27 protein-coding genes are annotated in these 24,496 nt (G+C 71.0%); 19 read left to right on the top strand and 8 right to left on the bottom strand.

The features are described 5' to 3' along the window. Positions 1 to 5: 5 nt before the first annotated feature. Positions 6 to 842, bottom strand: a complete 837-nt coding sequence (locus AB0E94_RS46465) for a DMT family transporter (RefSeq protein WP_360340986.1) — start codon at positions 840 to 842, stop codon at positions 6 to 8. Positions 843 to 1,002: 160 nt separating this feature from the next. On the opposite strand from AB0E94_RS46465, the gene AB0E94_RS46460 reads away from it, so the two are divergent. Both AB0E94_RS46460 and serA read left to right on the top strand, forming a co-directional pair. Beyond that, positions 1,003 to 1,923 carry a phosphotransferase gene (locus tag AB0E94_RS46460; protein WP_360340983.1) on the top strand — a complete coding sequence of 307 codons (921 nt, stop codon included), beginning with the start codon at positions 1,003 to 1,005 and terminating at the stop codon, positions 1,921 to 1,923. Between the two features lie 177 nt (positions 1,924 to 2,100). Then, positions 2,101 to 3,330: a phosphoglycerate dehydrogenase gene (serA, locus tag AB0E94_RS46455; RefSeq protein ID WP_360340980.1), complete on the top strand. Its 1,230-nt coding sequence runs from the start codon at positions 2,101 to 2,103 to the stop codon at positions 3,328 to 3,330. Between the two features lie 32 nt (positions 3,331 to 3,362). Here serA and AB0E94_RS46450 read toward each other — a convergent pair whose 3' ends face one another. After that, a complete protein-coding gene (locus AB0E94_RS46450) occupies positions 3,363 to 4,796 on the bottom strand; it encodes a hypothetical protein (protein ID WP_360340977.1) in 1,434 nt (477 codons plus the stop codon). A gap of 447 nt (positions 4,797 to 5,243) precedes the next feature. Continuing rightward, positions 5,244 to 5,918, bottom strand: a complete 675-nt coding sequence (locus AB0E94_RS46445) for a response regulator transcription factor (RefSeq protein WP_360340974.1) — start codon at positions 5,916 to 5,918, stop codon at positions 5,244 to 5,246. 207 nt (positions 5,919 to 6,125) lie between these two features. Here AB0E94_RS46445 and AB0E94_RS46440 point away from each other — a divergent pair, with 207 nt between their 5' ends. The 5 genes from AB0E94_RS46440 to AB0E94_RS46420 are packed head-to-tail and all read left to right on the top strand — an operon-like array spanning position 6,126 to position 9,816. After that, positions 6,126 to 6,611, top strand: a complete 486-nt coding sequence (locus tag AB0E94_RS46440; protein ID WP_360340971.1) for an HTH domain-containing protein — start codon at positions 6,126 to 6,128, stop codon at positions 6,609 to 6,611. Positions 6,612 to 6,629: 18 nt separating this feature from the next. Further along, complete coding sequence (locus AB0E94_RS46435; protein ID WP_360340968.1) at positions 6,630 to 7,235, top strand: 50S ribosomal protein L11 methyltransferase; 606 nt, start codon at positions 6,630 to 6,632, stop codon at positions 7,233 to 7,235. A gap of 41 nt (positions 7,236 to 7,276) precedes the next feature. Further along, the gene (locus tag AB0E94_RS46430) at positions 7,277 to 7,750 is read left to right on the top strand and encodes a MarR family transcriptional regulator (protein ID WP_360340965.1); all 474 of its coding nucleotides are present in this window, start codon (positions 7,277 to 7,279) and stop codon (positions 7,748 to 7,750) included. Next, positions 7,747 to 9,498, top strand: a complete 1,752-nt coding sequence (locus AB0E94_RS46425) for an MDR family MFS transporter (protein WP_360340962.1) — start codon at positions 7,747 to 7,749, stop codon at positions 9,496 to 9,498. Before AB0E94_RS46430 ends, AB0E94_RS46425 begins: the two co-directional genes overlap by 4 nt. Positions 9,499 to 9,507: 9 nt before the next feature. Beyond that, entirely contained in the window at positions 9,508 to 9,816 is a 309-nt protein-coding gene (locus AB0E94_RS46420; RefSeq protein ID WP_360340959.1) for an antibiotic biosynthesis monooxygenase, read from the top strand. 45 nt (positions 9,817 to 9,861) lie between these two features. Here the strand turns inward: AB0E94_RS46420 and AB0E94_RS46415 are convergent, their stop codons facing one another. Both AB0E94_RS46415 and AB0E94_RS46410 read right to left on the bottom strand, forming a co-directional pair. Next, entirely contained in the window at positions 9,862 to 10,680 is an 819-nt protein-coding gene (locus AB0E94_RS46415; RefSeq protein ID WP_360340956.1) for a GAF and ANTAR domain-containing protein, read from the bottom strand. 335 nt (positions 10,681 to 11,015) lie between these two features. Next, positions 11,016 to 11,264 carry a DUF6158 family protein gene (locus AB0E94_RS46410; RefSeq protein ID WP_360340953.1) on the bottom strand — a complete coding sequence of 83 codons (249 nt, stop codon included), beginning with the start codon at positions 11,262 to 11,264 and terminating at the stop codon, positions 11,016 to 11,018. A 90-nt stretch (positions 11,265 to 11,354) separates the two neighbouring features. Here AB0E94_RS46410 and AB0E94_RS46405 point away from each other — a divergent pair, with 90 nt between their 5' ends. The 3 genes from AB0E94_RS46405 (at position 11,355) to AB0E94_RS46395 (ending at position 13,432) form a co-directional block, all read left to right on the top strand. Beyond that, entirely contained in the window at positions 11,355 to 11,783 is a 429-nt protein-coding gene (locus AB0E94_RS46405; protein WP_360340950.1) for a hypothetical protein, read from the top strand. Positions 11,784 to 11,815: 32 nt separating this feature from the next. Continuing rightward, positions 11,816 to 12,133: a DUF3817 domain-containing protein gene (locus tag AB0E94_RS46400; protein ID WP_360341048.1), complete on the top strand. Its 318-nt coding sequence runs from the start codon at positions 11,816 to 11,818 to the stop codon at positions 12,131 to 12,133. 336 nt (positions 12,134 to 12,469) lie between these two features. Further along, positions 12,470 to 13,432: an NlpC/P60 family protein gene (locus AB0E94_RS46395; RefSeq protein ID WP_360340947.1), complete on the top strand. Its 963-nt coding sequence runs from the start codon at positions 12,470 to 12,472 to the stop codon at positions 13,430 to 13,432. Positions 13,433 to 13,543: 111 nt separating this feature from the next. On the opposite strand, the gene AB0E94_RS46390 is transcribed toward AB0E94_RS46395, so the two are convergent. Continuing rightward, complete coding sequence (locus AB0E94_RS46390) at positions 13,544 to 14,545, bottom strand: sigma-70 family RNA polymerase sigma factor (RefSeq protein ID WP_093620358.1); 1,002 nt, start codon at positions 14,543 to 14,545, stop codon at positions 13,544 to 13,546. 531 nt (positions 14,546 to 15,076) lie between these two features. On the opposite strand from AB0E94_RS46390, the gene AB0E94_RS46385 reads away from it, so the two are divergent. Beyond that, positions 15,077 to 15,763: an SDR family NAD(P)-dependent oxidoreductase gene (locus AB0E94_RS46385; RefSeq protein ID WP_360341045.1), complete on the top strand. Its 687-nt coding sequence runs from the start codon at positions 15,077 to 15,079 to the stop codon at positions 15,761 to 15,763. 8 nt (positions 15,764 to 15,771) lie between these two features. On the opposite strand, the gene AB0E94_RS46380 is transcribed toward AB0E94_RS46385, so the two are convergent. Next, a complete protein-coding gene (locus AB0E94_RS46380; protein WP_360340944.1) occupies positions 15,772 to 16,422 on the bottom strand; it encodes a dTMP kinase in 651 nt (216 codons plus the stop codon). Between the two features lie 140 nt (positions 16,423 to 16,562). Between AB0E94_RS46380 and AB0E94_RS46375 the strand changes: the two genes are divergently transcribed. The 7 genes from AB0E94_RS46375 (at position 16,563) to AB0E94_RS46345 (ending at position 21,845) form a co-directional block, all read left to right on the top strand. Further along, positions 16,563 to 17,138, top strand: a complete 576-nt coding sequence (locus AB0E94_RS46375; RefSeq protein WP_360340941.1) for a nucleotidyltransferase — start codon at positions 16,563 to 16,565, stop codon at positions 17,136 to 17,138. 1 nt (position 17,139) lies between these two features. Continuing rightward, on the top strand, positions 17,140 to 17,385 hold the full coding sequence (locus tag AB0E94_RS46370) for a hypothetical protein (protein ID WP_360340938.1): 246 nt from the start codon (positions 17,140 to 17,142) through the stop codon (positions 17,383 to 17,385). Next, the gene (locus AB0E94_RS46365) at positions 17,382 to 18,125 is read left to right on the top strand and encodes a metallophosphoesterase (protein ID WP_360340935.1); all 744 of its coding nucleotides are present in this window, start codon (positions 17,382 to 17,384) and stop codon (positions 18,123 to 18,125) included. Before AB0E94_RS46370 ends, AB0E94_RS46365 begins: the two co-directional genes overlap by 4 nt. Positions 18,126 to 18,167: 42 nt before the next feature. Next, positions 18,168 to 18,311 carry a GPGG-motif small membrane protein gene (locus AB0E94_RS46360; RefSeq protein ID WP_170167261.1) on the top strand — a complete coding sequence of 48 codons (144 nt, stop codon included), beginning with the start codon at positions 18,168 to 18,170 and terminating at the stop codon, positions 18,309 to 18,311. A gap of 162 nt (positions 18,312 to 18,473) precedes the next feature. Then, positions 18,474 to 19,448 carry an MHYT domain-containing protein gene (locus AB0E94_RS46355; protein WP_360340932.1) on the top strand — a complete coding sequence of 325 codons (975 nt, stop codon included), beginning with the start codon at positions 18,474 to 18,476 and terminating at the stop codon, positions 19,446 to 19,448. Between the two features lie 66 nt (positions 19,449 to 19,514). Then, positions 19,515 to 20,210, top strand: a complete 696-nt coding sequence (locus tag AB0E94_RS46350; RefSeq protein WP_360340929.1) for an HD domain-containing protein — start codon at positions 19,515 to 19,517, stop codon at positions 20,208 to 20,210. A 27-nt stretch (positions 20,211 to 20,237) separates the two neighbouring features. Then, positions 20,238 to 21,845 carry a glycoside hydrolase family 13 protein gene (locus AB0E94_RS46345; protein WP_360340926.1) on the top strand — a complete coding sequence of 536 codons (1,608 nt, stop codon included), beginning with the start codon at positions 20,238 to 20,240 and terminating at the stop codon, positions 21,843 to 21,845. Here AB0E94_RS46345 and AB0E94_RS46340 read toward each other — a convergent pair. Beyond that, positions 21,753 to 23,213 carry an MFS transporter gene (locus AB0E94_RS46340; RefSeq protein WP_360341042.1) on the bottom strand — a complete coding sequence of 487 codons (1,461 nt, stop codon included), beginning with the start codon at positions 23,211 to 23,213 and terminating at the stop codon, positions 21,753 to 21,755. The two genes, AB0E94_RS46345 and AB0E94_RS46340, sit on opposite strands and share 93 nt — an antisense overlap. 158 nt (positions 23,214 to 23,371) lie before the next feature. On the opposite strand from AB0E94_RS46340, the gene AB0E94_RS46335 reads away from it, so the two are divergent. Continuing rightward, the coding region (locus AB0E94_RS46335) for a glycosyltransferase (RefSeq protein ID WP_360340923.1) at positions 23,372 to 24,496 on the top strand (1,125 nt) is incomplete at its 3' end.

Raw genomic sequence — 24,496 nt, 5'->3', positions numbered from 1 at the left:
GCTGGTCACCGGACGGGCACCCCGGCCGTCGAGGTGGCCGCGCTGCGCCGGGCCAGCCCCACCACACCCCACGCCATGACCAGCGCCGCGACCGCCACGGTCAGCAGCCCGGCCGACCCGAACCGGACGCCCTCACCGAACAGCACCACCCCTGCCGCCGCCGCGACCAGCGGGTTCGTGACGCTGACGGTGGCCAGCGGGGCGGCCAGCCCGGCGCCCTGGTAGGAGAGTTGCCCGAGCAGGTACCCGCACACCGCGAACGCCGCCACCAGCAGCGCCGCCGTCGCCGACACGGCGCCCGGCCCGCCGGTGGTGAACGAGGTCAGCACCGCTTTCGACAGCACCGACGAGATCCCGAACGCGACGCCCGCAGCCGCGGCCAGCAGCACCGCCCGGCCCCGCGGCCCGGCCCGCCACGCGCCCAGGCAGCACACGAACACGGCCACCGCGGTGATCAGCGCGAGCCGCCGGGTGACCGGTTCGGTGAGCAGCGCCGGCCGGTCCGGCCCCACCGACAGCGACAGGATCAGCGCCAGGCCGGCCACCGTCGCCGCCGCGTCCCGCCACGACGCCGCACTGATCCGGGTCCGGTAGCGGACCACCTCGATCGGGAGCGCGAACAGCAGCGTGAGCGTGCCCAGCGCCTGCACCACGGCGACCGTCCCGAAATTCAGCGCCACCACGTGCAGGCCCGCTCCGGCGCCGGTCAGCAGCAGCGCCGCCGCCCACCGTGACCAGCCACGATGGCCGCTGCCCGCGAGCCGTTCCTGCGCCACCGCGGCCGACGCGTAGGCGGCGACGGACAGCAGGGAGAGCAGCACGGCCCACCCCAGCGATCCCATCGCCCCACCTCGAGACCAGGTTCTCCATCGACGATACCGAGCCCGGCACGTCATCGGTCCGCTCTACCCCTCTTGCGGACTGCCGACTCCACCGGACGTGGAGATCCGGACGTGGAAATCCGGTTGGGCCGCCCGCCCGGTCCCTGCCACGATCACCGGCATGGTGGTGGCGAGTGGCGTCCGGATCGGCTGGGTGGATCTGCCCGCCCCGGTCCGGCACGAGATCGAGCTGATCGTCGGCGGGCCGGTGGTGGCGGCGGAGTCCCAGACCGGCGGTTTCTCGCCGGGTACCGCCGACCGGGTCCGCACCGCGACCGGCCGGCGGGCGTTCGTGAAGGCGGTCACCCCGGCCCTCAACACCGACTCGGCCGTGATGGCCCGGGACGAGCTGCGGATCAGCGCCGCCCTTCCGGCCGGCGCGCCGGTGCCCCGGGTTCTCGGCGGCTTCGACGACGGGGAGTGGGTGGTGCTCGTCCTGGAGGACATCGAGGGCACGCATCCGCGTACCCCCTGGATCGAGGGTGAGATCCGCGGCGCCGCAGCCGCGTTGCGTGACCTCGCCGCAGCGCTCACGCCGTCGCCGGTTCCCGGCCTGCCGCAGGCGGCCGACCGTCTCGCGCCCGCGTTCGGTGGCTGGCCGGCGATCGCCGCCGACCCGCCGACCGACCTCGACCCGTGGGCCGCCCGGAGGCTGGACGCGCTGTGCGCGGCGGCCGGCCGGGGCGCCGCCGCCATCGCCACCGGGGACACTCTCGTCCACACCGACCTGCGGGCCGACAACATCCTGATCCGGCCGGACGGACGGTTCGTGTTCATCGACTGGCCGTGGGGCTGCTCCGGCCCGCCCTGGCTGGACGCGGTGCTGCTGGCGATCAATGTGGTGGTGCACGGCGGCGACCCCGGCCCGCTGCTGTCCGGCGTCGAAGCACGGACCGCGGTCGATGTCATCGCCGGCGCCACCGGCTATTTCCTGAACAGCGCCCGCCGGCCGGCCCCGCCGGGGCTGCCGACGATCCGGGAGTTCCAGCGGTTCCAGGGCGACGCGCTGGTGCCGTGGCTGCGTGCCGCGCTCGGGGACTGACCGGCCGTAATCACCGAAACGGGGCTGAACCACACCCGCTGCCGACTCGTAACAGTTACGGGGTTGACCGGTAGATGGGACCTCCAGCACACCGCACCGGGCCCGGCTCGCCGGGGGACTAGGCTTGACGCCCGTGAACTGGGCTTCGGCGTGGCGGCCCGGGCGCCCAACCGAATCATGGAACGGAAGATGATGAGCGACCAGCCCAAGGTGCGAGTCCTGCTTCTGGAGAGCATCCACCCCGACGCGGTTTCCCGCCTCGAGGAGGACGGCTTCCAGGTCGAGTCCCTGCGCAACGCACTCGACGAGGTCGAGCTGATCGAGCGCATCTCCGGAGTCAACCTGCTCGGCATCCGCTCCAAGACGCAGGTGACGGCGAAGGTGCTGGAGGCCGCCGACAAGCTCGTCGGCATCGGCGCGTTCTGCATCGGCACCGACCAGATCGACCTGGCCGCCGCGTCGGCCGGTGGCGTCGCGGTGTTCAACGCCCCGTTCTCGAACACCCGGTCGGTGGTGGAGCTGGCGATCGCCGAGATCATCGCGCTGACCCGCCGCCTCACCGAGAAGAACACGCTGATGCACGCCGGCGTGTGGGACAAGTCGGCCGACGGCGCCCACGAGATCCGCGGCCGCCGTCTCGGCATCATCGGCTACGGCAACATCGGCACCCAGCTGTCGGTCCTCGCAGAGAACCTGGGCATGTCAGTGTCGTTCTACGACACCTCGGACAAGCTGGCGCTGAGCAACGCACACCGCACCGCCAGCCTCGACGAGCTGCTGGAGTCCAGCGACATCGTCACCATGCACGTCGACGGCCGCCCCGGCAACGCCGGTTTCTTCGGCGCCGAGCAGTTCGCCAAGATGCGGCCCGGCAGCCTGTTCCTGAACCTGTCGCGGGGCATCGTCGTCGACCACCTGGCGCTGCGTGACGCGCTGAAGAGCGGCCGCCTGGCCGGCGCCGCCGTCGACGTGTTCCCGACCGAGCCGAAAGGCCGCGGCGACGAGTTCCTGTCCGAGCTGCGCGGCCTGCCGAACGTGATCCTCACCCCGCACATCGGCGGTTCGACCGAGGAGGCCCAGTCCGACATCGGCGGCTTCGTGGCGAACAAGCTGGCCAAGTTCGTGACCGAGGGCAACACGTCGCTCAGCGTGAACCTGCCCGGCGTCACCCTGCCCGAGCTGCCCGGCATGCACCGGATCGTGCACATGCACAAGAACACGCCGGGTGTGCTGGCGCAGGTCAACCGGATCCTCGCCGAGCACAACGTCAACGTCGAGGGCCAGATGCTGAGCACCCGCGGGGAGTACGGCTACCTGATCACCGACATCGCCCGCGGCTACCCCGACGAGGTGCTGGACCTGCTCCGTGCCATGGAGCAGACCGTCCGGCTGCGCGTCCTGAACTGAGTGGGGCGGCCGGGACCACCTGACCGGGCAGGTCAGGTGGTCTCGACCGTCAGCAGGGTGACGGGGGCGACCGCGTCGACGTCGTACCGGTTGCCGGTGGTCCAGTCCTTCGGGGTCAGAGTCGAGCCGGGCGCCACGTCCCGCAGGGTCCGCGAGCCGGCCGTGACCGTGCCGGCGCCGCCGCCGACCTTGATCCGCACCGGGCTGCCGCTGGGCGCCCGCAGCACCAGCTCCTCCATCCCGCCGGTGATCTTCATGGGCACCGTGCCGGCCGCGTCGGCGAGGGTCAGTTCGGCCCGCCGGGTGCCGCCGACGATCTCGATGCCACGGACCCGGCCGGCGCTCAGGTCGACGATCCGCTCGGCCGAGTAGCCGGAGAAGCGGATGGTCCACCGCACCTTCGCGGCCAGCACCACCTCCACCTCACCGCCGACCGCCGCGTCGTCGCGGGTCACGTCGACCCGGAGCCGGTCGTCGCGCATCTCCGCGCTGGGTTTGATGCCGGCGCCCTCGGGCGAGCTGATCTGGTAGAGGTCGTCGCCGAGGTCGGCGATCCGCAGCTGCACCCGGTCGGTGGCGGCGAGCAGCTCGAACGTGGCGATCGTCCGGTCCTCCAGCGGCCCGCTGACCACCCGCGAGTCGTCGCCACCGCCGAGCATCTGGGCGATCTGGTTGTCCTCGCCCGAGTAGTAGACGACCCCGGTGAGCACCACCGCGGCCAGCGCGACAATGCCGAGCACCGCCATGCCGGCCGTGACGAGCCGGGACTGCCGGCGCGGCGGCCGCATTCCGGGCGGCGCCATCCCCCCGGGCGGCCCCGAGACCGGCCCGTTGGACAGCGTGGAGGACTGCCCGGTCGGCGTGGAAGCGCCCGGCAGGGTGTCGGACCACATGACCGGCTCGTCACGGCGGTCCCAGCCGCCGGACACACCGGTCCCGGTGCCCCAGCCACCCGGTGAAGCCGCCGAGGACGAGGCAGCCGAGGACGAGGAGGGGCTGGACGCGAACGAATCCGGCCACGGCGCGCTCGACGCGGCGTCGGCCGGCAGCGACCCGATCCCGACACTGAACGGGTCGGAGTCGCTGCTCCACGACGGCGTGTCGCTGCCACCCGTGCGGACGATCGGCAGATCGTCGGACGAGGAGGACAAGGAGGACGACGAAGACGAGGACGAGGTGGTGCCGGAGTCCCATCCGGACCGGCCGCGGCGCGGCAGATCATCACCGTCGTCGGCCGTCCCACCGCGCTTGCGGGCGGGAAGATCACCGCCCGCCCGGAACCCACCGGTCGACGGCTCGTCGGAAACCTTCCGCAGCCCACCGGTGTCGTCCGAGACCCGCCGCAGCCCACCGGTGTCGTCGGACACCCGCCGCAGGCCACCCGTGTCGTCCGAGACCCGCCGCAACCCGCCGGTGTCGTCGGACACCCGGCGAAGGCCGCCGGTGTCGTCGGAGACCTTCCGCATGCCCCCCGTGTCGTCGATGCCGCGCCCGCGCCCCGCCCGCGCCCCACCGATCGGCCCGTCACTGAATCCGAACGAGACCCGTCCCGGCCCGCCCGGCGACGCCGGCCCGAACTCCGGAGCGGGCGTGTTGTCCCCCGCCGCCCGAGGCGACGGAACAGCCGGCGAGCCCGGCGACGCGACAGCCGGTGAGCCCGGAGCGGCTACCGGTGACGAGATCGACCCCGACTCGGATGGTTTCGGATCGCCGAACCACCCGAGCGGCTTGTCACCGCCGTCGGTATCCGGCTCCCGAGCCGGCCGCCGCCGGAGCGGCAAGGCCGAGCTCTCCTCCCCCGGCACTCCGGCCGGAGCGGTACGGTCCACGATTCCTCCCTGCGCAGCGCACCCACGATGTCCCCCGTAGGAAGTACGTAAGGAACCGCTCTTCCGGATGAGTGACCGGAAGGTTTACCGCGGGTCAGGTCGAACCAATCCACGCCGGGTGGCGATCGCGACCGCCTCGAGCTGACTGTGCGCCCCCAGTTTGGCGAGCACCGCCTTCTGGTAACCGCGGCACGTGTGCACGCTGATGCCCAGCCGCCGGGCCACCGCGCGGGCGTCCAGACCGGCCGCCATCAGCTGGAGAACCTCGTCCTCGCGCTGGGTGAGGCCACCCGCGGTGAGCCCGTTGCCACGCTGTCCGGCGACCGCCGGGGTAGTGCTGCGCAGCAGCCGGGCGAGGATGTCGGTGGAGACGGTCATGCTGCCGCGGTGGGCGGTGCGCAACGCGTTCAGCACGTCACCGAGCGCACCGTTCTTGGAGAGGAACCCGGCCGCGCCCGCGGTGGTGGCCCGCCGCACGAGGGTCTGATCTTCGCTGGCAGTGAGGATCACCACACGTGAGGCTGGCTGTCTAACCCGAATGAGTTCGGCGATGGCGATGCCGTCGGCATCGGACAGTTCCGGGTCCATCACGATCACATCGGGCAGCAGGTCGGCCGCGAGCCGTAGCGCCTCCGCTCCGGTACGGGCGTGCCCGACCCACTGAAGGTCGGCCTGACCTGCAAGAGCGTGCCCCAGAAGCTCGGCGAAGGTCTGGTGACCGTCGACGACGAGCACAGTGATCGTGTCGCCGCTGTCCATACGTCACCTTCCTCGATGTGCCCCCGACGGGCTCCGCGCAGTCTAAGGATTACCCGACGGACTGCCTTCCCTACCAACAGGCTGCCCACCCGTACGCCCGACGGCCGGATGCCTCCGAGCGGACCCGATGATGCGTCTTTCGGTCAACCCGACCCCCTCGCTTTGGGGCTTGCCGCCGGTACCGCTGAAACAGCAGAGTTCTGGATCATGCACGACATCCAGCTCTTCGGCGTTCTCGAGGTCCGTACCCGAGGCATCCGCCTTTCCGGGGAAGACTTCGGCGGCGCCCGGCCGCGGCACCTCCTCGCCCTGTTGGCGTTGCGGGGCGAGTGGTCGCTTGTGGAGCTGGCCGACACGCTCGGTGTCTCCCCGACGACGCTGACGGACGATCTGGGGATCCTGCGGGACCGCTTGGAGCCCGGGGTCGGTCACCGGGAATCGGTGATCACGTCCCACCGGGGCCGGGTCGGCCTGGCCCGGGATCGGGTGCACGTGGACACCGCCACGTTCGACCAGCTGGTGGCGCTGGCCGCCGAGCGGCCGCCGGCCCGTGCCGCGCGCCCGCTGGCCGCCGCCGCGTTCCTGGCGTCGCGCCCGCTGCTGGAGGACGAGGACGCCCCGTGGGCGGCCGAGGCCCGCGCCGAGTACCGGACGAAACTGATCATGGCGGGCGAGCCGCAGCCGATCGGCTAGTTCCAGGACAATCACCGGGTGCTGCCCACCACCCTGTCGCCGGTGCCGCTGGCCCCGGAGCTCTCCCTGTATCTCGTCACCCAGCCGGTCGGGCTGTTCGACCTGACCGGCGGCGAGTTCCGCAGTGACCGGCCGCCGCCGTTCTGGGCGTTCGCCTGGGCGGGTGGTCAGGCGCTGGCACGTTTCCTGCTGGATCACCCGTTCGAGGTCGCCGGACGCCGCGTGCTGGACGTGGCCACCGGCTCCGGGGTGGCCGCGATCGCCGCCGCCTACGCCGGGGCCGCCGCGGTGGCCTGCACCGACATCGACCCGGCCGCGGTCGAGGCGGCGCACCGCAACGCGTCCGCCAACGGGCTGTCCCTGGCCGGTCGTCTCGACGATCCGCAGGTGCTGCTGGCCGGGGACGTCTTCTACAGCCCGGTGGTCGCCCCGAAGATGGTCGCCCAGTTGCGTGCCGCCCGGAACCGGGGCGCCGAGGTGCTGGTCGGCGACCCGGGGCGGGGTTTCTTCCCGGAACGCCTCTTCGACCTGGTGACCGAGTACGTCGTGCCGGTCCCCCGCACGCTCGAGGACACCGAGACGCTCACCACAGGTGTCTGGCGCATGCGTTCATCACGCAAGTAGTTGTAGGCTACACGCATATCTCGATCCGGAGGACGACGCCCGTGCACGAACAGGAATCCACCCGGCTGGCCGACGAAATCACGCGGTTGGTCCGGATGGGCGCGCGATTCCGGGGCATGCTCAAGACGGGAGATCTCGGCGCCGAGTTCTCCGCGCTGATGCTGCTGCCACCGTTGCGCGCGATGGGCCCCATGCGGGTCACCGACCTCGCCGAGGTCAAGGGGGCCGATCCGTCGACGGTCAGCCGCCAGGCCGCCCAGCTGGTGAAGGCGGGCCTGGCCCGCCGTGAGGCGGATCCGTCGGACGGCCGCGCCTCACGGCTGGCCGTCACCGACGCCGGCGTGGCCGCGTGCGAGCGGGTGCGCGAGGCCCGGGTGGCCATGCTCACCCGGGTGCTGGACGAGTGGCCCGCCGACCGGGTCGCCGCCTTCACGGATCTTTTCGAAGAGTTCAACAACGCGGTCGAGGCGCACCTGCGTTCCGACCCGGCATCACCCCCACGGGAGACTGCGTGAGCCACCCAGCCCCACCGGCGACCGCGCCGGTGGAATTCACCCACCGCCAGATCCTGACGATCCTCGGCGGCCTGATGATGGGCATGTTCCTCGCCGCGCTGGATCAGACGATCATGGCCACCGCGACCCGGACCATCGCCGACGACCTGCAGGGCTTCGACCTCCAGGCCTGGGCCACCACGGCCTTCCTGATCACCTCGACGATCTCCACGCCGCTGTACGGCAAGTTGTCCGACATCTACGGCCGGCGCCCGTTCTTCCTGCTCGCCATCGGCATCTTCATCGTCGGCTCGTTCCTCTGCGGCCTCTCCGACAACATGTGGCAGCTGGCCGCGTTCCGGGCCATCCAGGGCCTCGGCGCCGGCGGCCTGATGTCGCTCGCCCTGGCGATCATCGGCGACATCGTCCCGCCCCGTGAGCGCGCCAAGTACCAGGGCTTCTTCCTGGCCGTCTTCGGCACCGCGAGCGTCCTCGGCCCGATCCTGGGCGGCTTCTTCGCCGGCGCCGACACGATCCTGGGCACCGACGGCTGGCGCTGGGTGTTCTACCTCAACGTGCCGATCGGCCTGGCCGCGATGGCCGTCGTCGCCCGGGTCCTGCACCTGCCGCACCACCGCGTCGACCACCGCATCGACTGGCCCGGCGCGCTCACCCTGATCCTCGCGCTGGTGCCGCTGCTGACCGTCGCCGAGCAGGGCCGCGAGTGGGGCTGGGACTCCGGCCGCTCGATCGCCTGCTACGTGGTCGGCGCGATCGGCCTGGTCGGCTTCATCCTGGCCGAGCGCGCCTACAAGGACGAGGCGCTGCTGCCGCTGGCCCTGCTCGGCAAGCGCACCGTCGCCGTCGGCGTCACCGCCAGCACCATCCTGGGCATGGCGATGTTCGGCGGCCTGATGACCGTCCCGCTGTACCTCCAGATCGTGAAGGGCTCCTCGGCCACCCTGGCCGGCCTCCAGATGATCCCGTTCGTGGTCGGCATCATGGCCGGCTCGATCATCTCCGGCCAGCTGATCTCCCGGACCGGCCGCTACCGGATCTTCCCGATCGTCGGCAGCGTCTTCATGGTCACCGCGCTCTACCTGTTCTCGCTGGTCGGCGCGGACACCCCGCTGTGGCGGGTGATGCTGGTGATGGTGCTGATGGGCCTCGGCCTGGGCAGCAACATGCAGCCGATGATCACCGCCGTGCAGAACGCGGTGTCGCCCCGGGAGATCGGCACCGCCACCGGCGCGGTCACGTTCTTCCGCTCGATGGGCGGCACGCTCGGCACCGCGGTCTTCCTGTCGGTGCTGTTCAACGTGCTGCCCGGCAACATCAAGGACGCGTACGCCATGGCGCAGCCGACCCCGGCGTTCCAGCAGGCGCTCGCCGCCGACCCGTCCCAGCAGGAGACGCTGAAGGTTGCGATGAGCGGCGCCGGCCTCAGCGACACGTCGTTCCTGAGCCGGCTGGCCGACCCGATCTCGCACCCGTTCAAGGTCGGTTTCGCCGACAGCGTGCACGTGGTCTACCTGATCGCGTTCTTTGTGATGCTCATCGGCCTGGTCGTGGTCTTCTTCCTGCCCGAGCTCCCGCTCTCGCAGCGCTCGGCCCAGCAGGCGCGGGCCGAGGAGGCGGCGGTCAAGGCCGGCGGCGCAGAGCCGGCGGTCGAGGCGGGCGGCACGGAGGCGGCGGTCAAGGCGGGCGGCACGGATCTCCCGGCCGAGCCTCCGGTGGCGTCGGGCAACCCTCCCAGGAACGCGCAGTAGCGTGACCGCATGGCTGTTGTGAAGATCAACGCGATTGAGGTCCCCGAGGGCGCCGGCCCCGAGCTGGAGAAGCGGTTCGCGGCCCGGCAGGGCGCGGTGGAGAATTCGCCCGGGTTCCTCGGCTTCGAGCTGCTGCGCCCGGTCGGCGGCGACACCCGCTACTTCGTCTACACCCGCTGGGAGTCCGAGGAGGACTTCCAGAACTGGGCGAACGGCGGCGCCAAGGAGGCACACTCCGGTGAGCGGGCCAAGCCGGTGGCCTCCGGCGCCAGCCTCCTGGAGTTCGAGGTCGTCCAGTCGGTCCAGAAAGCCGTCTGACGCCACGATGGCGTACCCGGGTCGTCCGGGTACGCCATCGGCCGTTCAGGAGCTGTTACGGGCGGCTGCGGCCACCAGGCGGGTGGCCACGGTGCCCCGGTCCAGTCCGAGGCGCTGGGCGCTCTCCTGGAGCACCGCGTAGGCCTCCTGGACGCCACAGCCCCGCTGGGCGATGATCACGCCGACCGCCCGGTCGACCTCGGCGCCCTCGGTCAGCGCCTCCCGGCGGTGCAGCTCCCCCAGCAGCACCTCGGCCTGGCCGGCCAGAGCCATCGCGGTCACCAGGACCTCCGGGTCGACCGCACCGGCCCGGTCCGGGTAGATGCTGACCGCCCCGACCGCGGTGCGCCGCACGTCCAGCGGGATCGCGGCGACCGCCCGCAGGCCGTCGGCCCGGGCCGCGTCGGCCAGCTCCGGCCACCTCCCGTCGGCCGGCAGGTCGTCCGCGGTCACCACGGTCCGGGTGCGGGCCGCCTCCATGCCCGGGCCGGTGCTTCCCTCGTACTGCTGCTGATCGAACGTCTCGCCGGCCGGCCCGGACCCGGCCGCGGTGAGGGGCCCGCCCTCGCCGATCAGGGCGACCGAGCAGCGGACGATGCCGGGCAGGGTGGCCGTCGCGAACGCGGCGAACCGGTCGAGAGCCTGATGCAGGGAGTCCGCGGTGAGCAGGCGGACGGTGACCTCGTGCAGGAGCCCGGCGAGCTCCACCGGGTGTGGTCCACCGGACGCGGTGCCGGCGACCGGAGCCGTGTGCCGCGAGTTGCGGCGCGGCGGGGTCAGCGATGACGTGCCGTCTTTGGGGGTGCGCCGGGCCAGCCGGGCGCCACGCTGCGCGGCCGGGACTCGACGTTTCGGGGCAGACACTCGACGGATATTGCCACGTCTATCCGGAATCGTGCGCGATCAGGTGCCACGATCGGGGGGTGTTGCCTGGATAAACCGGGTGCGGAAATTTCTGGCCCGGAAAGTTTTGCGCCGCCCCCCGGTTTCCCGGAAGGCGGCGCGGATGCCGGTGTGCAGGTCGCCTCGCGGCGGAAGGCTCAACACGGCTCCAGCCGAACGGTAGTCCGTGCAGGCGTTGGGTGAGGCCCGGGGACACTGGGCACACCGGCATCCGTTCACAACCGTCGGCACCACCCCGGGATTCCATGAGTCGCTGTGACCTGGATTACACCTCGGAGTTGGCGAAAAGCCCCCGCTCAGAAGTCCCGGGTGAGCCGGTCCGGGTCGACCTCGCGGCCCGGGTACCGGGCCATGTACTCGGTCTCCAGCTCCGCGGTCCGTTTGAAGTGGTTCTCCAGCGCCGCGTCCGGGCCGTGCCGCAGCGTGTGCAGGCGGGTCCGGTAGAGGCTCGTCAGTTCCCGGAACAGGTCGTCGCCGGACAGTCCGGCCGGGTCGATCCCGACGTCGAAGATCACCGCCGGGCCCTCGTCGCGTCGTGTCGTCATCGTCGTGCGCCTCCCGTCGCTGCCGGCTCCACTTGATTGCACCGCTTGCCCGGACGGGCCGCCGCCAAACCCGCCGGTAGGCTCGGGGGCATGAGAGGGCTGTGGACTCCGGCGTGGATGGCCCGTCATCTCCTGGCGCTCGTCCTGACCGCCGGGTGCCTGGCCCTGGGCTGGTGGCAGTTCAGCCGCGCCGCCGACGGCAACTCGATCAGCTGGGGCTACATGTTCCAGTGGCCGGTCTTCGGCGGGTTCGTGGTCTTCATCTGGTGGCGCGAGGTCCAGCTGGCCCGGCGCAAGGCCGCCGGCGAGCCGCTGACCGTGCCCGAGCCGCCCGCCGCGCCGTCGCCCGCCGTCCCGGGCGCGCCTGTCGTCCTGGGCCGCCCGGTCCGGGTCGCGGTGGAGACCGCCGCCGGCGCCGCGCCCGACCCCGAGCTGGACGCGTACAACGACTATCTGGCCTGGCTGACCGCCAATCCCGGCGCGCGCCCGTCCGACTACCCCGGCCGCATCACCACATGAGGCATCACCAGATGAGCAAGGAGTCACCCGCCGTGCAGGGAGCCCTCACCCGTTACCGGATCATCGCCTGGATCGTCGGCGTGGTCCTGCTCGCCCTGACCGTCGGCATGGTGCTGAAATACGGGCCGGCCGACGACGCCACGGTGGTCGAGACGGTGGGCCAGGTCCACGGCTTCCTCTACATGATCTACCTGGTCTGCACGTTCGACCTGTCCCGGCGGGTGCCGTGGCCGTTCAAGCGGATGCTGCTCGTCATGCTGGCCGGGACGGTCCCGTTCTTCTCGTTCTGGGCCGAGCGTCACGTGACCCGTCACTGGGTTCCGGCCGCCGTCCCGGCACTGAGCGAATAGTCCGATTCCCGCAACGATTTAACGCTGAGCGGCGGACAAATAACAGCCCGTTATCGGGATAATTCTCGCAAGTCCGGCCATTGGTGAAAATCACTCGGCCAGGCCTTGATTTCTTTTCTTCCGTCGATAGGTTAATGCGGTTGGTCCGGTCCGCAGCCACAAACCCTCGGGTGGCGCCGGCCAACGCCGCCGAATGACGCGCGGCGATCCGGCTCCCACCCCCAGGGGCGCCGGACGCCGCAACCGGACCGGATATACACGCGGACAGGGTCTTCTTCCAGCCCGACGGTCCCGCCGACCCGGTAGGCGGCCAAGCGGAAGAAAGGCCCCTGACCAGTGCCACACCCCCGTACCCGGTTCCGGGCGCTCGTGGTCGCGCTGACGGCGTTCGCGATCACGACGTCGGGAGCGACGGCTGCCCATGCGGCGCCGTCCGAGGCCGAACTCAAGAAGAAGATCGACAAGGCCTCGGAGCAACTCGAGGACGTCACCGAGCAGTACAACAAGCTCCGGCTCGACGCGAAGGCCACCAAGGCCGACGCGGCCAAGCTGGAGGCCTCCCTCAAGCCGGCCCAGGCAGCGCTCGCCGCCGCCACGGCCAAGGTGCAGACCATCGCCACCACCACCTACATGCAGGGCCGCACCGGCGCGATGACGGTGCTGGTGAGCGGTGACTCGGCGACCCTGCTGGAGCGGCTCGCGGTGCTCGACCAGATCACCAAGTCCAACCAGCAGGACATCGACACCTTCACCGAGACGACGACCACCTTCGCCGAGCGCAAGGCCGCGCTCAAGGTCACCCAGGACAAGCAGGCCGCGCAGGCCACCGAGTTGGTCAACCGCAAGAAGAAGATCGAGGGCGACCTCGACGACCTGTACGACATGCGCGAGGCCGCCTACGGCAGCGCCACGGAGGACAGCGGCTCCTACACCGGCGTGATCCCCGACATCCCGGGCACGGCCGGCAAGGCGGTCACGTTCGCGTTCAACCAGATCGGCAAGCCGTACGGCTACGGCGACGACGGCCCGAACTCCTACGACTGCTCGGGTCTCACCTCGGCGGCCTGGGCGGCGGCGGGCAAGTCGCTGCCACACAACGCCGCCGCGCAGTACAGCGCCACCGTCCGGATCAAGAAGGCCGACCTGCAACCGGGCGACCTGGTGTTCTACCGAAGCAATGGGCACGTCGCGCTCTACGTCGGCGACGGCAAGATCATCGACGCGCCGTCAGCGGGTCGTGACGTGCTCTACCGAGGCATGAACATCATGACCCCGAACGGCTACGGCCGGGTCAAGTAGCGAGAAGGCGCGGGTCCGGTCGGGCCCGCGCCGCATCACAGCCGCACGACACACATAAAGGCCGGCGCCCCTCGCGGGACGCCGGCCTTTATCGTTTCAGAGACTCGCTGGTCAGGCGGCCTGGAGGCCCTCCGCCCGGGCCAGCTCACGCAGCCGGCCGAGCGCCTGGATCTCCAGCTGGCGGATCCGCTCCCGGCTCAGCGAGAAGCGGGACGCCACCTCGGTCAGCGAGTGCTCCCGGCCGTCCTCCAGGCCGTACCGCGCCCGCATGATGCCGGCCGACCGGTCGTCCAGGTGGTTGAGCAGGCCCTCGATGCGCTGCCGCTCGAGCGCGTTGAGGACGATCTCCTCGGGGCTCGGGGCGTCGCTGTCGGCCACCAGGTCACCGAGGTTGGTGTCGCCGTCGTCGCCGACCGGGGTGTCCAGCGAGACGGTGTCCTGCGCCCAGCGGGTGAGCTCGTTGACCCGCTCGACGGTGACGCCCAGCGCGGCCGCGATCTGCTCGGGCTCCGGGTCGGCGCCCAGCTCACGAACCAGCTGCCGGGTCACGTTGCGCATCCGGTTGACGTCCTCGACCAGGTGGACGGGGAGCCGGACGGTGCGCTCCTGCTGGGCGATGGCCCGGCTGATCGCCTGGCGCACCCACCACGTGGCGTAGGTGGAGAACTTGTAACCGCGCTCGTAGTCGAACTTCTCGACCGCGCGGACCAGGCCGGTGTTGCCCTCCTGGATGAGGTCCAGCATCGGCATGCCGGACCGGACGTAGCGGCGTGCGATGGAGACGACCAGCCGAAGGTTCGCCCGGATGAACAGGTCCTTCGCGCGCTGGCCCTCGGTGACGAGACGCTCCAGTTCCTCCCGGCTGACGCCGCGGCGCTCCTCACCCGTCTCGAGCAGGTGCTCGGCGTAGAGGCCCGCCTCGATTGCCTTCGAGAGTTCGACCTCCCGTGCGGCGTCCAACAACGGCGTCCGGGAGATCTCGTGCAGGTAGACTCCGACGAGGTCGCGCTCTTCGGCGACCTGATCGGTACGCATCACGGTGTTCTTCTCCACGTTGCCCACGGTCCCCTCATTGCCGTCACTAACCCTGTTACGGGCATTACCTGCGTCCATCAGCCCTCTCCCGTAACGTCCGCAGCTCGTGCATTGCGGTTGCTGACACATCTACACAACAAATTGCTGGCCGCACTGATTCCGGCTGGTGGATCGAAAGTGTCACGAATGTCTGGGTGGTACCTGAGAGCCCAGTGCGCGGAAGCTGAATGCGGGATCTTCGCGATCGTCGTGCAGACGATCGGTTACCCTCTACCCGCTTCATGACACCATCGGCCTCTCATCGTCACAGCGACGGGCATCACCCTGGGCTACGCGACGCTCGTCACCCCCGAGTACGGGTTTCGCGCTCCTGGGGTTCATGTGCAGCATCGGCCGGGCTACGAGAAGCCTGAAACAAACGCCTCCGCGAAAGATCCCGCGTCCGGGGGCCGAACGGGACCATCGGTCACAATGCGCCACGCCAGCCCACACTTCACTCGCCCACACGGGTGACGCCCGGTGAGCGCGGAACATTCCCAGGTGACGGCCAGTTCTCACGTGGAAGTGAGGAACAGCACATCCACGACTGTGTGACAAGCTGCTCCCATGATCTCGACGCGTACGGCTCTGGTCACCGGCGGCAACGGCGGGCTCGGCACCGCCACCATCAGCGCATTCCTGGCCGCGGGCTGGCGTGTGGTGGCCCCGGTGCGACCCGGGACGGCCGATCGGCTGCCGTCCGGAGTGGTCGCCGTGGAGGCGGACCTGACCAGTGAGGCCGACGTACGGGCCGCGGCCGGCAGCGCCGCGAGCGACCCGGAGGCGCCGCTGCGGGCGGTGGTCAACCTGGTCGGCGGGTACGCGGGCGCCGGCCTGATCGCCGACACCCCGGTGGCCGACTTCGAGGCGATGCTGACGATCAACCTGCGGCCCACCTACCTGACCACGGCGGCGGCGCTGCCGCACCTGCTCGCGGCCGGCGGCGGCTCGGTGGTGTGCGTCTCGTCGCGGGCCGCGAAGTCCCCGTTCCCGGGCGCGGCCGGCTACGTGACCGCCAAGGCAGCCGTGCTGGCCTTCGCCGCCGCGGTCGACGTCGAGTACCGCAAACAGAACGTGCGCTGCAACACGGTGCTGCCCAGCGTCATCGACACCCCGGCGAACCGGGCCGCCATGCCGGACGCCGACCACGGCCGATGGGTGAGCCCGGCCGAGATCGCCGAGACCGTGCTCTTCCTGGCGTCGGACGCCTCGGCCCAGATCAGCGGCGCCCAGATCCCGGTTTACGGGAAGGCCTGAGGACGGCGTCAGACTCGGCCGAGCTCGGCGAGGATGGCCTTGGTGACCTGCTCGGCAGGGCCGTTCGCGTCGATCACCACGAACGCCGGGAACTCCCGCAGCGACCGGTAGGCGGCATCCGCCGTCCGCAGATAATCCAGGGTCTCCGAGTCGTAGCCACGGCGCTCGATCCGGTCCTGGGCCACCTCCGGGTCGACGGCCAGGAAGAACGTCACGCCCGGCCGCGGGAACAACCGGTAGGCCAGCCGGGCGAAGCGCTCGGCGGACGGGCGGGCCCCGTGCGCGCGCAGGCTCGCGAACTGGCACACCGCATACCTGTCCATCACCGCGATCTCCCGGCGGACCACCCGCCGCAGCAGGGTCCGGGCGATGGCCAGCCAGCGCAGCGCCGACTCGACGACCAGTGTGCCGCGGCGGCCGAACAGATCCTCGGCGTCGGCGCGGCCGGCCATCACCGCGATCCGGCCGAACCAGTGGCGGCCGCCGGCGTTCTGCCGGTACGCGGCCCGGTGCCCGGCGGCGGCCAACTCGGCGGCGACGACACGGGCCTGGGTGGTCTTCCCGGAGCCGTCGATGCCGACCAGAGCGATGGTGCGCGGCATCCGGCGAGGCCCGCCGGAGGGTGCGGGGGCCGGACCGGACTGCGCGTCGAGAGCCATACCGATTGACGGTAGCTGCCGGTGGCACATTCCGTTCCGCACCGACAGGCACTGACGGTCCTCCAGAATGATCGTGTGGGTTCAAGGTGCCGCGACTCCGGGTAGTCGTTCACGAACCGGACACGGGACAGGAGGACGGCATGCCACACCGTGTGGACGAAGGTCTGGCCATCACCTTGAAGCGGGTCGCCTCGACGCTGAAGAGCGCGGACATCCCCTTCGCGCTGGGCGGGAGCTTCGCCGTGTACGCCCGCGGCGGCTACTCCAGCGATCACGACGTCGACTTCCTGATCCGCGAGCAGGACAAGGACCGGGCGTTGCAGGAGCTGGCCGCGGTCGGGTTCGAGACCGAGCAGCCGCCGGAGGACTGGCTGGTCAAGGTCTACGACGAGGGCCGGATGGCGGATCTGATCTACCGGCCGGTCGAGTCGCCGGTCGACGAGGAGACGCTCCGCGACACCGAGCAGATCTCGGTCGAGGCGATCTACATGCCGGTGATCTCCGCCTCCCGGCTCATGGTGCACAAGCTGCTCAGCTACAGCCAGCACTACTGCGACTTCGCGACCGGGCTGCCGCTCGCGCGCTCGCTCCGGGAGCAGATCGACTGGGAACGCGTCCACCGGGAGACCGCCGGATCGCCGTACGCCGAATCGTTTCTCGTGCTCTTGGACCGGTTGGACGTGGTGCCTTTCGCAAAGGAGCGGATAGGGGGATGAGATGAATCAGATCGATCTCGAAGCCGAGATCCAGCGCCTGCTCACCGAACACGACCGGGTCGCTGAGCAGGGCATCACCGTGCACCGCCGGGAGAACGTGGTGGTTCTCAGCGGGGAGGTGGAGAGCGCGCAGCGGCGCGACGAGATCTGCCGGCAGATCTCCAGCCACTTCCCCGAGATCGAGATCACCTGTGACATCGGCATCACCCGGGCGCAGGCGCCGACCGAGGTGGAGGAGATTTCATGATCCGGATCGCCGCCGTAGGTGACGTCCATGTGGACAAAGACGTGGTGGGCCGCTACCGGCCCGCCCTCGAACAGCTGCCCGACCGCGCCGACGCCCTGCTCGTCGCCGGCGACCTGACCCGGCACGGGACCGTCGACGAGGCGAAGTGCTTCGCGACCGAGTTCGGCGGGCTGGCCGTGCCGGTCGTGGTGGTGCTGGGCAACCACGACCACCAGAGCGACCAGGAGCGACAGGTCGCCGACGTGCTCACCGACGCCGGGATCACCGTGCTGGAGTGCTCGTCGACGGTTCTGGAGATCCGCGGCCACCGGCTCGGCATCGCCGGCGCCAAGGGGTTCGGCGGCGGGTTCGCCGGCGCGTGCGCCAGCAATTTCGGCGAACGCGAGATGAAGACGTTCGTCGGTGTGACCGAGGACATCTCGGCCCGGCTCGGCGAGGCGCTGCGGGCGGTACGGTGTGACGCGCTGGTGGCGCTCACCCACTACGCCCCGGTGCCGGACACCCTGGTCGGCGAGCCACTGGAGATCTACCCGTTCCTCGGGTGCTACCAGCTCGGCACCGCCGTCGACTCAGCGCCGACCGCACTGGCGCTGCACGGGCACGCGCACCACGGATCGGAGCGTGGCCGTACGCCCGGCGGGGTGCCCGTGCGCAACGTCGCCCACCCGGTGATCAAGCAGGCGTACAACGTGTACCAGTTGCTCTCCGAGTCCGTGGATTCCGAGCTCGTGCCGGCCTGAACCCAGGTTTCCGATTTCGAGGCGCCGGGTATCCGAGATGACATGGACCTTCTGCTTTGGATTCTCGCCGTTATCCTCGTGGTCGCCGGTGTTCTCGCGCTGTTCCGGCGGCAGATCCTGTGGGGTGTCGTACTGATCATCGTCGGTCTCCTCGTGGGCCCCGGCGGCGTCAGCATCTTCACCTGATCGTCCTGAATCCCCTCTTCGACCCGCACTCCCGATCCTGAACCGGGGTCGCCGCGGCTTGGTCCGAAACGGACACAGCCTCGGTGACCCCGGTTCTCTCTTTCGTGCGCCGCCGCACACAACGTGCGATGTACGCCCGCGGATATCTGACTCAATCCCCGCGTGGCTGACGTCCATCACTTCACCTACGGCCCATACAACCCGATAGCCGCCTACCTGCTGGCTTTCCTCGGCTCGTTCCTCGGCCTGCTCTGCACCGGCCGGGCCCGCGACGCCCACAACCGCAGCCGGCGCAACAGGTGGCTGGCGATCGCCGCGTTCGCGCTCGGCGGCGGCGGGATCTGGCTCATGCACTTCTCCGCGATGCTCGGCTTCGACGTGCCGGTCAGCCCGGTCCGGTACGACCTCCCACTGACCCTGCTGAGCCTGGCCTTCTCGGTGGTCACCGTGGGCGTCGGCCTGATGATCGTCGGCCACGGCGAGCGCAGCGTCCCGAAGACCCTGGCGGCCGGCCTGCTCACCGGCGGCGGGGTGATCGCCATGCACTACACCGGCATGGAGGGCATTCGCCTCTCCGCGACCATCCACTACAACCTGGTCCTGGTCGTCGCCTCCGGCCTGATCGCCGTCGCGGCCAGCACCGTGGCGCTCTGGTTCGCCGTCTCGGTGCAGGGCTGGGCCCGGGTCACCGGCGCCGCCGCGGTGATGGCCCTCGCGGTCTGCGGCATGCACTACACCGGCATGGCCGCCATGTCGATCGAGCTGACGCCGGGCGCGCCGCCGGCCGGCGGGGTCCGGCCGCTCACCATGCTGGTCCCGATCATCCTGATCACCACGGCCACGATCGTCGGGGTGGCGCTCAGCGCGCTCCAGGCGATGACCGAGGAGGAGTTCACCGACGGCGCGGGCAGCCCGAAACGGGGCGTGCACGCCGAACCTCCGCAGCCGTGGACGGTGAAACACACGTCGATGGGCGCGATGCGGCTCACCCCGGCCGCCCGGGCGGTCGCCGCCGGACGGGCCGCCGCCGGCAGCCGCCCCTCCCCCGGGCCACGTCCCTCTCCCGGGCCACGTCCGTCACCCCGGCCGTCACCCTCTCCGGCACAGGCTGCACCACCTGCCACATCCGGCAGCTGATCGAAACCCATCCCCGCCCGTCATCCGGTATACCTGATCGACATGGCGCCAAGGATGCTGCTCTCGATGCCACTGCACGCCATCACCGAGGTTTACGGCGAAGCCGGCCTACGTGACCGATTCGCCCTGGAGGCCGAGTCCTTCCCCGCCGACGAGCGCAAGCTGCTCGCCGAGGCCCTCGATCTCGCCTCGGATCTGCACGCGGCCGATCGCCGGGTGCGGGAGCCGTACCTCAATCATCTGCTCCGGGTCGCGATCCGGATCATCCGGTATTACGAGATCCGCGACATCGACGTGCTGGTCGCGGCGCTGCTGCACGACGCGGTCGAGGACCACCCGGCCGAACTGGCCGGGCTGGAGCCGGACGCCTCGCACACCGAGCTGACCGAGGCGGCGCTGGCCGAGCTGGCCCGCCGCTTCAACCCGCGGGTCGCCGACCTGGTCCGGTCGGTGACCAACCCGGAGTACGACCCGGACCGCGACAAGCACGAGCAGTACCGGATCCACGTGGCGGAGAACCTGGAACGCGACCCGTGGGCCCGGGTGATCAAGATCTCCGACTTCACCGACAACGGGGTCGGCGTCATCCACACCACCCTGGAGAAGGCGACCAGCTCGGCCCGCAAGTACCGGCCGCTCGTGCCCAAACTGCGGGAACTCGTCGGGCGGCCCGACACGCCCCTGTCCACGCAGGCCAAAGAGCACATCCTGGACCAGCTGGACCTGGCCGAGGAGCGTTTCGCCGCCATCCTCGACGAGTAGGGGCGGCGCCCGAACTACCGTGGGGCCATGCCTACTGACGCCTGGTGGCGGGACGCGGTCATCTACCAGATCTATCCCCGATCGTTCGCCGACGCGGACGGCGACGGCATGGGCGACCTGCCCGGCATCACCGCGCGGCTGCCCCTGCTGCGGCGGCTCGGCGTGGACGCGGTCTGGCTGTCACCGTTCTATCCCAGCCCACAGCACGACGCCGGCTACGACGTCGCCGACTACCGCGGTGTGGACAGCCGGTTCGGGTCGCTCGGTGACGCCGACAAGCTGATCGCCACCGCCCACGAGCTGGACCTGAAGATCATCGTGGACCTGGTGCCCAACCACACGTCGAACGAGCACGAGTGGTTCCGGGCCGCCGTCGAGGCCGGGCCGGGCAGCCCGGAGCGCGACCGGTACATCTTCAGAGACGGCGATGAACCGCCCAACTCGTGGCAGAGCGTCTTCGGCGGGTCCGCCTGGGAGCGGCTGCCGGACGGCCAGTGGTATCTGCACCTGTTCGACGTCTCCCAGCCGGACCTCAACTGGGACCACCCCGAGGTGCGGGCCGAGTTCCTGGACATCCTGCGGTTCTGGCTGGACCGCGGGGTCGACGGGTTCCGGGTGGACGTGGCGCACGGCCTGATCAAGGACGCCGACCTGACCGACTGGACCGCGCCGTCGGTGATCCTGGGCGGCCTGGACCCGGTCGGCCCGCCGCCGCCGATGTGGGACCAGGAGGGCGTGCACGAGATCTACCGGCAGTGGCGTTCCGTCCTCGACGGCTATCCGGGCGGCCGCATCCTGGTCGCCGAGGCCTGGGTGCAGCCGGAGGAACGACTGGCCCGGTATGTGCGGCCGGACGAGATGCATCAGGCGTTCAACTTCCCGTACCTGGAGGCGCCCTGGTCGCCGGAACCGCTGCGGGAGATCATCGACTCGTCGCTGGCCGCCAACGACGCGGTCGGCGCGACCACCACCTGGGTGCTCTCCAACCACGACGTGGTGCGGCACGCCTCCCGGCTCGGCTTCCCGCCCGGTGAGGGCCGCAAGCCCGGCATCGGCATCGGCGACCCGCAGCCGGACAGCGGTCTCGGCCTGCGCCGGGCCCGCGCGGCCACCCTGCTGATGCTGGCGCTGCCCGGCTCGGCCTACCTCTACCAGGGCGAGGAGCTGGGGCTGCCGGAGCACACCACGCTGCCCGACGAGTTCCGCGAGGACCCGGCCTGGGAGCGGTCCGGGCACACCGAGCGGGGCCGGGACGGCTGCCGGGTGCCGATCCCGTGGGAGGCCGACGCGCCGTCCTACGGTTTCGGCCCGGCTGACGCGAGCTGGCTGCCGCAGCCGAAGATCTGGGCCGAGTACGCCTTGGACCGCCAGATCGACGTGCCCGGCTCCACCTGGGAGCTGTACCGGTCAGCGCTGGCCACCCGGCGTGAGCACGAGCTCGGCTCCGGGGAACTGGTCTGGCTGGCCGGCGACGAGGGCGCGCTGGCGTTCCGCAACGGCGACGTGACGGTGGTGACCAACTTCAGCGCCGAGCCGGTGACGCTACCGTCCGGCGCCCGGGTCCTGCTGAGCAGCGAGCCCCTCGACGCCGACGGGCGGATCCCCACCGACGTCACGGTCTGGGCGGTGTTCTGAGGCGACCGCCAGCAGGGCGGCGTGCGTGTCGGCCATGTCCGCCGCCACCGTCCTGCTGGCCAGCCAGTACATGATGCCGGTGGGGATGAAGAAGACCTGGAAGGCGGCCAGCCCGACGGCGTAGTTCAGCGGCGGCGGGTAGGCCCCGGCCAGGCTCGCGAACGCCACCGCCACCAGCACGTTGCCGCCCGCCCGGCCGGCCCCGTTGACCAGGTTGCCGAGGCTGTAGACGGTGCCCCGGTGCTGCGGCGGGTTGACGTCGGCGATCATCGCGAACCAGTTCGGCGAGTTCGCCGACGTCAGCATCAGCGCGAACACCGCCACCACCAGGCACAACCCGACGGTCGGCTCGGTCACCAGGTTGGCCAGCACCCCACGGATCACCGCGCCGGTCCCGGCGCCGTCCGGCACGGTGATCTTCATCGGGACGAAGAACAACACCACATAGAGGGGTACGGCCGACAGCACCCCGATCGACGCGACGAGGGCCCGGCCGCGGGGCGTACGCCGCTGCAACCGGTCCCCGGCCAGGCCGCCGAGGATCGACAGCGCCGCGCCGAGCTGGAAGATCGTGGCGAACACGCTGCCGATCAGCACCGCCGTGCCGGTGGTGTAACCCTGGTCCTCGGCCCGTGCCCGGAACAGCACCGGCAGCCACACCATCGAGCCGAACGCGATCTGCGCGGTCCCGCCCTGGAGGATCAGCCACACGTTGGTCCGCCGTTTCAGGATGACCGGCAGGTCCTCGTGGTGGATCCGCTCCTCGTAGTCGATGCCGGCCAGCTCGGGCTGGCTGTCTCCGCGCGGCACGTTGAAGGTGAACAGGTACGCCCCGGTCGCGATCAGCCCGGCCGCCGCCGTCACCAGGAACGGCTGCCGCCAGTCGGTGTGCCCCAGGATGCCGCCGACCAGGGTCCCGGCCAGGGTGCCGACGCCCTGCGACAGGCCCCAGAAACTCATCACCAGCCCACGCCGCCGTGGCGAGATCAGGTCGCTGACCACCGAGAAACTGACCGAGGCCACCCCGCCGAGCCCGAACGCGGCGAGCACCTGCCCGGCCAGGAACGTGCCGTAACCACCGGCCAGCCCGGACCAGGCGGTGCCGATCACCCAGATCACGGTGCCGGCCACCAGGACCGGTTTACGGTCGGTGCGGTCGCCCAGATACGCGAACCCGATCGCGGCGACCGCGCTGATCAGGAACATGATCGTGGTGGAGAGCGCGATGTGCGCCTCGGTGACGCCGAGCTCGGCGCCGATGCTGCCGTAGAGCGGCGGGACGATGCCGATGGCGATGTTGTCCAGAGCGGCGAGAACGACGAAGACCACCACGCTGTAGACGCGGTGCGCCGTGCCACCCCTGCCGATCACCGGTGAAGGTTAGCGTCCGGCCGGCTCCCACCGCTGTCTCGGACGCCCTGGGACGGCGGTGAGAGCCGGCCGTGGGGTGACGTGTTGTCGCAGCGTTCAGCGACGGGTCAGCGGATCTTCGCCGGGGGGACCCGGGACGTGGGTGATCTGAACGGGTGTTGATCGTCCGTGTCGCCAACTTCGTGCACGCCACCTCGGGCGGGCTCCGCACCGCGCTCCGCGAACTGGGCCGGGGCTACCTCGCGGCCGGGCACGAGGCGGTGCTGATCGTTCCCGGCGAGGAGGCCGGCGAGGAGCAGACCCCGCAGGGCCGGGTGATCACGGTGCCCGGGCCGGCGGTGCCGGGGCTCGGCGGATACCGGGTGCTGCTGAACCGCGGGGCCGTGCGGGCGGTGCTGCGGCGGCTGGCGCCGGACCGGATCGAGGTGCACGACCGGAGCACACTGCGCTGGCTCGGGAGCTGGGCGCGGCAGAACGGCGTGCGGTCGATGATGGTCTCGCACGAGAGTCTGGACGGGCTGCTGCGGCTGTTCGGCCCGGGTGGACCGGTCGGGCCGTGGGCCGCCGACCGGCTCAACGCGCGGACCGTCACGGCGTTCGACACGGTGGTCTGCACGACCGAGTGGGCGCAGCGGGAGTTCCTGCGGCTCGGGGCCGCGCCGGTTCGCGTACCGCTAGGAGTTGATCTTGATCGGTTCTCGCCGGCGTCGCGGGATGCCGGATTGCGGGCCGGCCTGGCCGGGACCGCATCGGTGATGCTGTTGCACTGCGGCCGTCTGTCGGCCGAGAAGGAGCCCGGAGTGTCGCTGGACACCCTGGCCGCGCTGCGGGCCGATGGGCTGGACGCGGTCCTCGTGGTGGCCGGTGACGGGCCGCTGCGGGCCGAACTGTCGGCCGAGGCGGAACGACGAGGGTTGCCGGCCCGGTTCCTCGGGCACGTGCGTGATCCGCGCGGCCTCCTCGCGACCGCCGACGTGGTGCTGGCCCCCGGCCCGATCGAGACGTTCGGGCTGTCCGCCCTGGAGGCGCTGGCCAGCGGCACCCCGGCGGTGGTCCGGTCGAGCAGCGCCCTGCCCGAGGTGGTCGGCCCGGCCGGAGTGGCCGCCGGCCCGGACGGGTTCGCCGGCGCCGTCCGGGAACTACTGGCCCGCCCGGCTGACGGACGGCGCGCGGCGGCTCGTACCCAGGCTGAAGGTTTTCCCTGGTCCGCCGCGGTGGCCGGCTCCCATGGTCGCCCATTTTACCGCTTCGACACCGCAATGGGACCAGTCCGAAAAGAC

The organism is Actinoplanes sp. NPDC026670, from assembly GCF_040638175.1.
Classification (GTDB): Bacteria; Actinomycetota; Actinomycetes; order Mycobacteriales; family Micromonosporaceae; genus Actinoplanes.
This window is presented reverse-complemented; position numbering and strand designations above follow the sequence as displayed.

Coding starts and splice junctions, on each gene's coding strand:
- AB0E94_RS46345 (WP_360340926.1), top strand. CDS start 20,238: ATGCCTACTGACGCCTGGTGGCGGGACGCGGTCATCTACCAGATCTAT.
- AB0E94_RS46420 (WP_360340959.1), top strand. CDS start 9,508: ATGGCTGTTGTGAAGATCAACGCGATTGAGGTCCCCGAGGGCGCCGGC.
- AB0E94_RS46390 (WP_093620358.1), bottom strand. CDS start 14,545: ATGGACGCAGGTAATGCCCGTAACAGGGTTAGTGACGGCAATGAGGGG.
- AB0E94_RS46450 (WP_360340977.1), bottom strand. CDS start 4,796: ATGCGGAAGGTCTCCGACGACACCGGCGGCCTTCGCCGGGTGTCCGAC.
- AB0E94_RS46405 (WP_360340950.1), top strand. CDS start 11,355: ATGAGAGGGCTGTGGACTCCGGCGTGGATGGCCCGTCATCTCCTGGCG.
- AB0E94_RS46350 (WP_360340929.1), top strand. CDS start 19,515: ATGCCACTGCACGCCATCACCGAGGTTTACGGCGAAGCCGGCCTACGT.
- AB0E94_RS46460 (WP_360340983.1), top strand. CDS start 1,003: ATGGTGGTGGCGAGTGGCGTCCGGATCGGCTGGGTGGATCTGCCCGCC.
- AB0E94_RS46380 (WP_360340944.1), bottom strand. CDS start 16,422: ATGGCTCTCGACGCGCAGTCCGGTCCGGCCCCCGCACCCTCCGGCGGG.
- AB0E94_RS46365 (WP_360340935.1), top strand. CDS start 17,382: ATGATCCGGATCGCCGCCGTAGGTGACGTCCATGTGGACAAAGACGTG.
- AB0E94_RS46445 (WP_360340974.1), bottom strand. CDS start 5,918: ATGGACAGCGGCGACACGATCACTGTGCTCGTCGTCGACGGTCACCAG.
- AB0E94_RS46360 (WP_170167261.1), top strand. CDS start 18,168: ATGGACCTTCTGCTTTGGATTCTCGCCGTTATCCTCGTGGTCGCCGGT.
- AB0E94_RS46440 (WP_360340971.1), top strand. CDS start 6,126: ATGCACGACATCCAGCTCTTCGGCGTTCTCGAGGTCCGTACCCGAGGC.
- AB0E94_RS46410 (WP_360340953.1), bottom strand. CDS start 11,264: ATGACGACACGACGCGACGAGGGCCCGGCGGTGATCTTCGACGTCGGG.
- AB0E94_RS46465 (WP_360340986.1), bottom strand. CDS start 842: ATGGGATCGCTGGGGTGGGCCGTGCTGCTCTCCCTGCTGTCCGTCGCC.
- AB0E94_RS46370 (WP_360340938.1), top strand. CDS start 17,140: ATGAATCAGATCGATCTCGAAGCCGAGATCCAGCGCCTGCTCACCGAA.
- serA (WP_360340980.1), top strand. CDS start 2,101: ATGGAACGGAAGATGATGAGCGACCAGCCCAAGGTGCGAGTCCTGCTT.
- AB0E94_RS46375 (WP_360340941.1), top strand. CDS start 16,563: ATGCCACACCGTGTGGACGAAGGTCTGGCCATCACCTTGAAGCGGGTC.